Here is a 12,272-nt window from a genome sequence, read left to right on the forward strand (position 1 = left end):
AGCCATTTTTTTCCAAAGACCTCATCCTTCGATAAAGCCACGTCAACTTTGGATAATAGCTATCCGGAGTGTATTTAATTTTTACCATCTCCTTTGAATTGCAAGTATGTCCGGCTTTCCGGATCAGTGCTTGTTATACTTTTTTTTCTGCAGTTAAAGCCGAATGACTGCCGGATAACATAACATATAACATACTTCCATGAATCGAACTTTACACCGCATGCTCCTTTTAATGCTCTTAGGGCTCTGCTATCTACCTGCAGTGAAGGCCCAAACAGCGTTAAACCCCAGTGATCCTGTAATCACTTACAATCCTGCAGCCCCCCCAGCAGATCCGCAGTACGACAAGATCACCAAATGGGTGAGAACAGTCAGGATGAGTTATACCACCAGTTCTTATAAATGCTACATTTATAAGAACATGGCATTTCGCCTGAAATTCCCGAAAACCTATGCCCCTGGTGTAAACGACGGGAAAAAATATCCCATTTACCTGTTCTTTCATGGTGTAGGCGAAAAAGGCACCATCTACGATAACGAATACCAGTTATTATGGGGAGGCCAGACATGGGCCAGCCGCGTTGATAACGGCCAGTTCGATGGTTATCTTATTTATCCTCAAAGCCAGGGTGGTTACTGGGGTCCCAACGACTACGATAACCTGAAAGAGGTGATTGATTCCATTGTTACCAGCGCGAAGGGCGATCCCGATCGCCTGAGCGTAAACGGGTTGTCCGGCGGTGGATGGGCCACATGGGAATTCACCATGCGCTATCCCCAGTTAACAGCGGCTTCTTTACCAATGAGCGCAATGGCCACAGATTACGGCAATCATATTGATACCTACAAGTTTACGCCGATGTGGCTTTTCCAGGGTGGCCTGGATGGCAACCCTGCTCCTTATACTACTAACCAGGTGGTGGCATTGATTAATGCCGCCGGTGGCAATTTTAAACTAACTACTTACCCCAACGACGCACACAATACCTGGACTGACGCCTGGAACGAGCCTGATTTTGCGCCCTTCATGCTGAGGGCCAACAGGCTGAATCCTTATCCATTATATGGATCTGCAACTTTTTGTCCGGGCGAAACTATCACCGTTGGTATAGCGCCGGGATTTTTACAATATGAATGGCAGAAAGATGGTGTCACTATATCTACCGGCACATCCAACTCCATCGCGGTAACCACTCCGGGCGCCTATCGTGTAAGAGGGCAACTGCCTAACGGCTGGACAGGCTGGTCGCCGACCCCGCTGGTGATCAGTTATAAGCCAGCTTCTCCTCCACAAACCATTACCACCTCCCCTGCCCTTGTCAGCAATGTGCTTCCGGCTCCGGATGGCAGTACCGGTATTACGCTGCAGGTACCTGCGGGTATGCTCAGTTATGAATGGATACGCGCAGGCAGCGCCACCATTATCAGCACCACCAACACTTTAACAACCTCTACTCCGGGAGCTTATGTAGTACGGGTTAAAGCGCCAAACTACTGCATCGGCACCTACTCCGATACATTCAGGGTTGTAAACAGCACCGGTGTGAACGGGCCTGATCCTATCAGCAGCTTAGTGGTAAACAGTTTCACCAAAACACAGATCGTGTTATCGTGGGTGGAAAACGCCACACCGGCATATAATGAAAAGTATTTTGAAATATACCGGGCAACCCAGGCCGGTGGCCCTTATGTGCTTGTTGGAAAAAACAATGCCAACGTAGTTACCTTTACTGATAACAATCTTATTCCAAATACCAGCTATTTCTATAAAGTACGTCCTGTAAACGACAATGCGGCCGGACCTCTCTCTGCTGAGGTAAAAGGCACCACTGCCACAGACAGTTCTGCTCCTTCTGCCCCTCCGTCTTTAACCCTCGGTAGCTATACCAATAACCAGGTAATACTGAACTGGTCTGCTGCTACAGATGATGCAGGTATCGCCGGTTATGATGTTTATGCAAACAATGTGTTGAGAACATCCGTAGGCAATGTACTTACCGCAACCGTAACAGGTCTTACAGATGGTACTTTGTATAACTTCTATGTGAAGGCTAAGGATGTGTCGGGAAAATCATCTACCCCAAGTAACCAGGTAACGGTGAGAACCAAAAAGGCAAATCTTAATTATAAATATTATACCGGTTCTTACAGCAACCTGCCCAACTTTACCAACCTTACACCTGCCCAAACAGGTAAGGCTTATGTACCGGACCAGAGTATTGTACCAGCTGGTGTTACCACCAATTACGCGGTAATGTGGACTGGTTATATCCGTATCCCTGTTACCGGTACCTATAAGTTTGAAACGTATTCAGATGATGGCAGCAAGCTGTATTTCAATAAAGCATACAGCAACTCTGCAACTGCAACCGTAAATAACGACGGCGCTCATGCTGCTGCTTACGCATCAGGTACTGTAATTGTCAATGCGGGTGTGTATCCTATCACGGTTACCTACTTCCAGGGCGGCGGCGGCTCCGCTATGGGCGTATACTGGACCAGTACTGCTGCGGGCATCAATACCCGTACGCTGATACCGGCAGAAGCCTTTATTGATACGTCTGTAGTAGATGGTACCGCACCTACCGCTCCAACTACCCTGGCAGTAGCTGTAAATAATTACAGCAAACTAAACCTGACATGGGCAGATAAAAGCAATAATGAAACAGGCTTTGAAATATACAGAAGCACCAGCAGCGGCGGAACTTATACCATCGTTGCTACTGCGGCTGCCAATGCGGTAAGCTATACAGATACTGCGCTGAACGCCTCCACTGCTTACTATTATAAGATAAGGGCTATCGGCCTTTATGGAGAGTCGGCCTATAGCGCTGTAGCCAATGCTACCACAGCAGCCAAGCCATTACCACCGGCAGTGCCTACCAACCTGGTTACACAGGCGCTTTCCACCCAGGTAGTGAAATTAACCTGGACAGATAACAGCACCATTGAAACAGGTTACGAAATTCAACGCTCCCTGGCAGACAGCCTGCACTTCAGCGTGCTGAAGAGCCTGGGTCCTGTGGCTTCCGGACAGGGAACATTCTCTGATTCTTCCCTCGTTGCCAATACAGTAGTATATTATAAGATAAGAGCTTTCGGTGAAGGCGGTTACTCTGCATTTACCAAAGCGGTGATAGCAAAATCACTGAACAATCCGCCGGTGATAGCTGACATCAGCAGTCAGACTATCCGCTACGGCACCACCCAGAGTATCCCGCTGTCGGCTACCGATCCGGATAATGACGCGATTACCTTTAGTCTTTATAACGCACCTGCATTCTTCTCCCTGCAGCAGAACGCCGGTACCACTTCCCTGATCCTGGCGCCAACAGCGGCACAGCAGGGCACCTATAACGGTGTTGGAGTGATTGCCACAGATGCTAACGGCGGAAAGGATACCGCATTGTTTAATATCATCGTAAATGATAACTATCCTCCGGTAATAGATTCCGTTGCAGGATGGAGCGCAGATGAAGGAACGCAGAAAACCGTAAAGGTATCCCTGCATGATCTGAATCCGGGTAATACCTACACCTGGACAGCACTCCAGATTCCTCCTTTTGCCACCATAACCAGTAATAATGATACCTGTGTGATCAACCTGCAACCAGGTTATGGCGCATCCGGTACTTATACTATTAAATTACAGGCAACAGACAACCAGGGTGGTATTGATGTACGCAGCTTCGTATTAACCGTGGTGGATAAACCAACACCTAACTATAAACTGCTCCTTAACTTCACACTGAACAGCCTGGCGCCTGCACCGTGGAATAATATCACCGGGGCTACTTCCAACCTGAAAGATGACAACGGACAAACCACCAGTGTTGGTCTGTCGTTCGATGAAACATGGTGGGCAGCAGGTACAGAAGGCGCCACTACCGGCAATAACAGCGGTGTATACCCTGATGCCGTGATGAGCCAGTACCTTTACTTTGGTTCGCTTCCAGGCTTCTTTACAGGTGCGCCGTCTATGCACGGACACCTCACCGGTCTGGAAACAAACAGGACTTATTCCATTAAGTTCTTCTCCAGCAGTAAATGGTGGGCGCCACAGCCGGATAACGGCAGCACACAGTACACTATTAATGGTGTAACCAAAGCCCTGAACGTTCAGAATAATACTACGAATACTGCGATTTTTGAAAACCTGACAGCAGATGCTAACGGTGAAATCAAATTTACCCTCAGCATTCCGGCCGGTGGCCAGGTAGGTTACCTGAATGCGATGGAAATAAATGCAGGTGGAGCCGGTGATACTACCGTTGTAGTGAATCAGCCTCCGGTAATTACGGCTATTCCGAATAAAACGCTGACAGCCGGAGATACCCTGCATGTACAGCTGCAGGGATCCGATCCTGAAAATGATGCCATTACTTACACCGGTTATAGCCTTCCTTCCTTTGTTTCTGTAGTACAGTCCCAGGGTAGTAATCCTTACCTCCTGGTGGCCCCTGCTACCAACAACGCAGGTCAGTTTAACAACATCGGCGTAATTGGTACGGATACTCATGGCAACAGCGACACGGCGGTATTTAACCTCACAGTGAATGCACCCGCAGGTGGAGATACCAGCGGTTATAAACTGTTCCTCAATATTAAACAGAACAGTACTGCGCCAGCTCCATGGAATAATGTTACCGGCAGAGTTACCAACAACCTGAAAAACGACCAGGGACAAACCACCGCATCCAGCCTTGTGTTTGATGAAACCTGGTGGGCTACCAATGGTGAAGGCGCTATTACCGGCAATAACAGTGGTGTATACCCTGATGCTGTGATCAACGACTTCCTCTACTTTGGTTCATTGCCGGGCTTCTTCACCGGAGCGCCAAGCATGACCGGCCATATCACTGGCCTGGAAGCCGGTAAGAAGTTTACCGTTAAATTCTTCTCCAGCAGTAAATGGTGGGCGCCGCAGCCGGATAATGGCAGCACGAAATTTACGATCAACGGTGTTAGCCAAACACTGTATGTACAAAATAATTCCACTAGCTTGGTGAGCTTCACAAACCTCAGCCCCGACGCGAATGGTGAAATAGTATTTACGCTGAGTATCCCTGCGGGCGGACAGGTAGGTTACCTGAATGCCATCGAAGTGGTAGCGGGTACTTCCACAGCACCAACAGTCAATCACGCACCGGTAATAACAGATATTACCAACCAGAGTGTGGAGGCAGGTTATAGTCTGAATGTTCCCGTGACGGCAACGGATCCGGACAACAACCCGATTACTTATAGTACCGTCAACCTGCCTTCTTTTGCTACATTGACGCAATCAGGCGGTAACGTATCGCTTTCTATTGCACCAACTATCAGCGATGCAGGTACCTACAATAATGTAAAAGTTATTGTGAAAGATACCTACGGCGCTGCTGATACTACTACATTCAATATCACGGTAACTCCGCCGCCGAATACCAGCGGCAGTTACAAACTGTTACTGAACTTCAAGCTCAATAACACGGTACCGGCTCCATGGAACAATATTACAGGCGCTACGTCTAACCTGAAAAACGATCAGGGACAAACCACTACCGTAGGATTGAGATTTGATGAAACATGGTGGGCAGCAGGCGTTGAAGGCGCTACCACCGGTAATAACAGTGGTGTGTATCCGGATGCGGTACTGGCCGAATACCTGTACTTTGGCTCATTACCTGGCTTCTTTACAGGCGCACCGGTAATGCACGGTCACCTCACCGGGTTAAGTGCCAATACCACTTACACCATCAAGTTCCTGTCCAACAGTAAATGGTGGGCGCCACAGCCGGATAACGGCAGCACCCAATTCACCATCAATGGTGTAAGTAAAACGCTGAGTGCGCAAAACAATACCAGCACAACGGCCGATTTCCTGAACCTTACAGCGGACGCCAACGGTGAAATTGCCTTCACCCTCAGCATCCCTCCGGGCGGTCAGGTTGGCTATCTGAATGCGATGGAAATTATTGCTACCACCAATATCCAAAACCTGGGCAATAATACCCAGCTGATGGGTACCGGCAGTTCAATGAGCGTGACAACAAACATTGCAAAAAACAGCATGCTGGTGAACGTTTATCCAAACCCTTACATAGATAACCTGGCCATTGATATGACACTGCAGAAAACAGCACCTGTAATGCTCATCGAAATCAATGACCTCAGTGGTAAGCGTCTCTACAGTGAAACCAGGAAAGAAGTACCACAGGGTAAAAACCTGATAAGGATCAATACACAACGTACAGTAGTACTGCCGGGTGTGTACATCCTGAAGATCACTTCCTCTACCGGTGAAACAAAGAGTGTTAAACTTATCAGGCAGAACTGAGTTGTAACTGAATGATTATTATAAAAGTAAAACCGTTCCGGGCGATGTTCCGGAACGGTTTTTTTGTAAAATATTCTCTTTACCCGCCAAACTTCAACGGTTACCAACTAATTTTTATGTTTCGCTTAAAAATAAAGTGTGTTTTAATATAATCTTTTACCTTTGAGCCATAACCGGATATACCTGGATAGCTATGCTCCCCGGATATCTCCCCATTAACCTCATCCTCACCAAAAACCTGATATATTGTAAGGCTTGTTGCCAAACATTATCATCTTATTTTTTACCATCTCCTCTGACATGCCAGTTACCACGCCGGGGCAAGGCTGATATACACTTATCTGTGTATCCCACTCTGCGTATCAATTAAAGCTTAAAGGAAAAATTCTATATGGACATTGTGTATTTTATAAAGGCATTGCTTAAAAAGAAATGGTGGATCCTGTTCAGCACCATCGCCGCTGTGGCAGCAGCATTTGCCTTTACCATCGGTAAACCCAAGTTATATGCCTCCACTGCCCAAATGGCAACAGGCTTTACAACAAATGAACAGATTAAACTACGCGATGAAAATCTGAATCTTTTTGAAGCGGACGTTAAATTTGATAACGTCATCGAAACCATGAATTCCCCGCTGGTGATCGGATTGCTGGCGTGCGACCTGATGGTACACGATCTTACGTCCAACAAACCATTCAGGAATCTTTCAGAAAAAGATTTAAAAGATCCTCATTATACCAGTGCTAACAAGGAAGAAATTGTACGTATCTGCCGCCAGAAAATTGACTCGCTGCAAATACTCTCTTCCTCTCAGCCTGAAGAAAGAAAAATACTGGAGTTCATGAAGATTTACCGGTACGACTTTGAGTCTATCCGTAAAATGCTTTACGCTACCCGCCTTTCCCGTACAGATTATATCAATATCATTTGTTATTCAGATAATCCTGAATTATCTGCTTACACCGTTAATACTCTTTACAAAGAGTTTATCCGTTTTTACCGCAGTTCACGTTCCGAACGTTCTGTTGAAAACGTAGAGACATTTGAAGCACTGGTGAACCAGAAGAAACAGGAACTGGATCAGAAAGTTGAAGCGCTCAGAGGTTACAAAACACAACAGGGCGTGTTAAACGTGGAAACCGCCAGTGGCAACGAATGGGACCTGATCAAACAGTTTGAGAAATCTGTATCAGATGAAAGAGCTAATTACAATAACCTGCAGGCTTCTCTCAGTAATGTAAACGCACAGCTGGCCCAGGCAAGCAGTGGCAAACCAACTTATTCCAATTCAAACGGAGAAATAGTTAGCCTGAGAAAACAGATCAACGATCTGAATGACCAGTACGTAAATTCCGGTTCCACTGATAATGCGCTGGCAGAGAAAATAAAAACGCAGCGCGCCAAACTGCAAAAGGCACTGCTGGACGCCTCTGCTACTACCGGTAAAGTGAGTACCCGCGAAGAACTGATCCAAAGCAGAGACGCATTGGAAGCACAGGTAAGCGCCTCCAGGTTAAATATCAGCACCCTGGAAGGAAAGATCCGTAATCTTCGTTCCTCTGTTGGCTCTTACGCCAATAAGGAAGCTACTGTTACGTCCCTGCAACAGGAAGTAGAGTTAGCGCAGGATGAATATAATAAGCTGAAAGAAAAACTGGGGTCCGCATTGGATAACCGGAATGTTCCACAGGATAATTTCCGTCAAACATTAAAAGGACAACCGGCTTTCACACCCGAATCATCCAAAAGGCTGATCATTATGGGCATGTCTGGCATGGCTGTTTTTATGATCTCCTGCATCGGCATTCTCTTCCATGAGTTTATGGATAATTCACTGAAATCACCTTCTGTATTCAACCGCAGCTCCAACCTGAAACTGATTGCCACTATCAATCATACCAATCTTCAACGATATAAATTGCTGCAAATATTGCAACGGAAAACGGATGAAGCGCAATGGTTAAAAAGACAAAATGTTTTCCGTGAACTGTTACGCAAACTCAGGTATGAACTGGAAAGCAGCGGTAAAAAAATATTTTTGTTCACCAGTACAGAACCGCAGCAGGGCAAAACCACATTGCTGCAGGCAGTGGCTTACAGCCTTAGTTTGAGCAACAAGAAAGTGTTGATCATCGACACCAATTTTTGTAACAACGATGTGAGCGTTCAAATGGAAGCAAAGCCAACCCTGGAACATTTCTCTGTACCACCGGAAGAGTTTTCCATTGAAAAGGTAAAAGAGATTGTTACTACTTACGAAACACCAGGTATTGAAATTATCGGATGTAAAGGTGGCGACTATACGCCGTCAGAAATTTTACCACCGAACCACCTGCTCAATTATTTGCCGGAACTGAAAAAACATTACGATTATATTTTGATGGAAGGCGCGCCACTGAACGATTTCACAGATAGCCGCGAGCTGGCGGCTTACGCCGAAGGTGTGGTGGCAATTTTCTCATCTCATTTAAAAATAAAACAGATTGACAGAGAATCTTCCGAGTTCCTGGAATCTCTTGGTGATAAGTTCCTGGGAGTAGTTTTGAATAATGTAAAAGAAGATTTTATTGAGCTTTGATCTTTTAAACATGTATCAACGGATCTTTAAAGACATATTTAGTTTGCGGCCCGAAAAAAATGATTCGCGTTATGCCTGGATCGATTACGCCAAGGGAATAGCCATTGTACTGGTGGTTTACCGTCATCTGGCATATGGTCTGGTGGCGCGGGGCGTATCTCTTCCAAAAGAGGTGCTGGCTACAAACGATATGCTTTACAGTTTCAGGATGCCATTATTTTTCCTGCTTTCCGGATTTTTTTTCAGCAGAAGTGTTGCTAAAAGAGGCGCCGTAAGCTTTGGAATATCAAAGATCAATACGCTATTATATCCCTATATACTTTGGGCAATAATACAAATCAGTTTACAGATCTTCTTTTCAGATTACTCAAACGCAGAACGGTCGGGAAGAGATTTTCTGAATATCCTGCTCCAGCCAAGAACGCTGGATCAGCTGTGGTACCTGTTTGCGTTATTCAACGTAACTATGTTGTACCTGCTGACATCACTGCTGATCAAAGAGAAAAAGGGCTGGCAACTGGTGACAGGGCTGCTACTGCTGGGCGTAGCGCCTTATGTGCGAAGCCACAGTGCGCTTTATGATATTGCATTGCACTACATCTACTTTGCAATCGGCGATATTACTGCGGGATACTTTTTCCGTGGGCAAACACAACAGCAGTTATCCAACCCGGTAAACCTGCTCGTGCTGACACCGGTGTTTTGTGCCCTGCAATGGTATTACCTCTATCATCAGCAAATGAACCTGTACCTGTTAATGCTCATTGCGCTTAATGGCTGTTTGTTTGTAATAATGCTGGCATCCTGGCTTGCAAAACTGCAGAAGCTGCAGTTCCTGAGCGTAACCGGCCATTACTCTCTATATATCTATCTGCTGCATATTACTGTTTTTGCGGCATTGCGGGCAATGCTGCTGAGTATCGGAATTACCAACGGAATAGTATTGCTGCTGATCTGTATACCATCCGCTATCCTGCTTTCGATTATTGCTTACCGTTTACTGGTAAAAATAGGATGCAGTTTCCTCTTTACAGGAAAGTTTGGTATAAGCCGTTCAAATGGAAAAATAATGACACATAGTTTTATATGAAAGTACAACCAAAGAAAAAGCCGATAGACCAACATCTTCATCAGATGCTGATCCTAATCTTTATAGCGCTTACTATTATCGCTATGGCTGTTAAAATAGTGTTCTTATAAATTGACCTAAGTGGAAATTGCGAAAAAAAATATCTTCAATATATTTATTATTATCGGTTGGGTACTGCTGATTCCGGCAATAGCTTATATCAGCGCCCAGGAGATAAAATACATTGCGCTGCTCATCGGGCTGGTGATAGGAACCACTGTTGCTGCGATTTCTATTCTGAATTACCGCGCAGGTTATTTTATTTCCTGTACGGTAGCACTGACAGTACGCTTGCTTGAAAGAATGTCCGGCACGGAAATACCCGTGGGCGTATTGATAGATGCCATCCTGTTAATCACGTTACTGGGCAGTTTGCTAAAGGCAGGAGACGACAGTATTAAGAAAGTAGACTTTCTCCGGGATCCTGTGCTGATCACCTTTTACATCTACGGAGGGTACGTGCTGCTGCAGTTTTTCAATCCCGCGTTTGTTTTCGACCGGCATGGCTGGACCACCTTTGCGCGGGTATTTGTCCGCAATATGATCTTTATGTACCTGGTCATGAAAATGATCCGCAACATGAATGACCTGAAAGTATTCCTGAAATTCTGGATTATCATACTTACTATAGCAGCCTTTTATGCGTGTATTCAGCAGTGGTTTGGATTAATGCCGTTTGAAAAAGCGTACATCGCCAAATACCCGGAGAAATTCAAAACAGTAATTATTCTCACCGGCATCCGTATTTTCTCCTTTGTGTCGGACCCCGCTGTATTTGGCGTTATCATGGCCTGCGGCTGTATTATAAATATTGTACTGCTGACCAGCTCCAGTAAAATGATATCTGCATCAAAAAAAGTGTTCCTGCTGATATCACTGGCGCTTCAGTTTATGGCACTGGGATTTTCCGGTACCCGCACGGCTTACATCATGGTTCCAATGGGACTGATCATGATGCTGTTTGTAAACCTGCGGAACAGGAATACCGTGATTGGCGCACTGGTATTTGTATTTGCTTTCCTGGTATTGATGTTCGGTCCGTTTCACGGTAATTCCACTGTTATCAGGATGAGGACTGCCTTCTCCGGCTCGGAAGACGCATCCCTGAATGTGCGGGAAGTGAACAGGCATCGTATACAACCTTACATCTACAGCCATCCTATCGGTGGCGGATTCCTCAGCTGCGAACCTGGTTCCGGCAGTGAACTGGATGGCTTTCCGCCCGACAGTGGCTATTTACGTACCGCCCTTGAACAGGGATGGATTGGCCTACTGCTCATCATGGTAAATATCTACATGGTGATGCAATATATGGTCGCCAATTATTTTGCCAGCAGAACAGAAATGGAAAAGCAGTTTACGCTGGTCATCCTTTGTGTGATGTTCGCCCTGGTAGTAAGTATTTATGCACAGGAATCATCCGGCCTTATTGAATCAGCCCTGCTTTACTATGCCCTCAACGGCATCTCTATAAAATTAAAATATTTATTATCATCTCCAAATATCACAACATGAAACGAGTACTATTCTTTTTATTAGTAGCATTAACAGGTACAGTGGCAAAGGCGCAAAGAGCCGATACCAGCATTGTGCTGCGCCTGCCTGCAGATCAGCCAACAGTGGCCAGACTGAAAGCAAGACTGGTGGAGCTTGCAATGGAAAATCCCCAGATCAAAGCATTGGACATAAAAAAACAGATTACGAAATACGACGAAAACAGGGCTAAAGCCGGCTGGCTGGATATGATTGTTGCTTCAGGTAACCTGAATGAATTTACCATTAAAGGAAGCGGTACCACCAGCAACAATACACTATACCCCAGGTACAACTTCGGTATCAATGTGCCGCTCGGACATTTGATCAGCATTCCTAACGAAGTAAAAACTGCGAAGGCAAACGGGAAAGTATTCGAACAACAGAAAGAAGGTGAAAAGCTGGCTTTGAAATCGGCCGTATTGCGCGCCTACGAAGACTATGCAGCGAACAAACAACTGTATGAACTGCAACTCCCCCTGCTGGAAGATTCCTACAATCACTACAAACAGGTGGAACAGCGCTTCTCAAAAGGAGACCAGAACACTGCCGTGGAAGGTTTGAATGATGCATACCGTATTTATAATGCAGAAATGGTGCGTAAGGTAAACCTTGAAAGAGAAGTAAAACAATCAAAGCTGGTACTGGAAGCAATTATCGGCACTTCGCTGGAAGAAGTATTGCTTCATTTATAAGATGGAGGTTTGTGAACA

At 45.7% G+C, this 12,272-nt stretch carries 5 protein-coding genes; all 5 read left to right on the forward strand.

Annotated features, from left to right (window positions below; translation table 11 throughout):
- Positions 1-199: 199 nt before the first annotated feature.
- Positions 200-6,319 (forward strand): fibronectin type III domain-containing protein, encoded by a 6,120-nt coding sequence (locus tag B5Z18_RS00270; RefSeq protein WP_079467420.1) that lies wholly within the window; start codon positions 200-202, stop codon positions 6,317-6,319.
- A 391-nt stretch (positions 6,320-6,710) separates the two neighbouring features.
- Positions 6,711-8,897 (forward strand): GumC family protein, encoded by a 2,187-nt coding sequence (locus tag B5Z18_RS00275; RefSeq protein ID WP_079467421.1) that lies wholly within the window; start codon positions 6,711-6,713, stop codon positions 8,895-8,897.
- Positions 8,898-8,907: 10 nt separating this feature from the next.
- A complete protein-coding gene (locus B5Z18_RS00280) occupies positions 8,908-9,987 on the forward strand; it encodes an acyltransferase family protein (RefSeq protein ID WP_079467422.1) in 1,080 nt (359 codons plus the stop codon).
- Positions 9,988-10,107: 120 nt separating this feature from the next.
- Positions 10,108-11,541 carry an O-antigen ligase family protein gene (locus B5Z18_RS00285; RefSeq protein ID WP_079467423.1) on the forward strand — a complete coding sequence of 478 codons (1,434 nt, stop codon included), beginning with the start codon at positions 10,108-10,110 and terminating at the stop codon, positions 11,539-11,541.
- A complete protein-coding gene (locus B5Z18_RS00290) occupies positions 11,538-12,254 on the forward strand; it encodes a TolC family protein (RefSeq protein ID WP_079467424.1) in 717 nt (238 codons plus the stop codon). The genes B5Z18_RS00285 and B5Z18_RS00290 overlap by 4 nt, the downstream gene beginning before the upstream one ends.
- Positions 12,255-12,272 lie beyond the last annotated feature (18 nt).

This window comes from Chitinophaga ginsengisegetis, assembly GCF_900168065.1.
Taxonomy (GTDB): Bacteria; Bacteroidota; Bacteroidia; order Chitinophagales; family Chitinophagaceae; genus Chitinophaga; species Chitinophaga ginsengisegetis.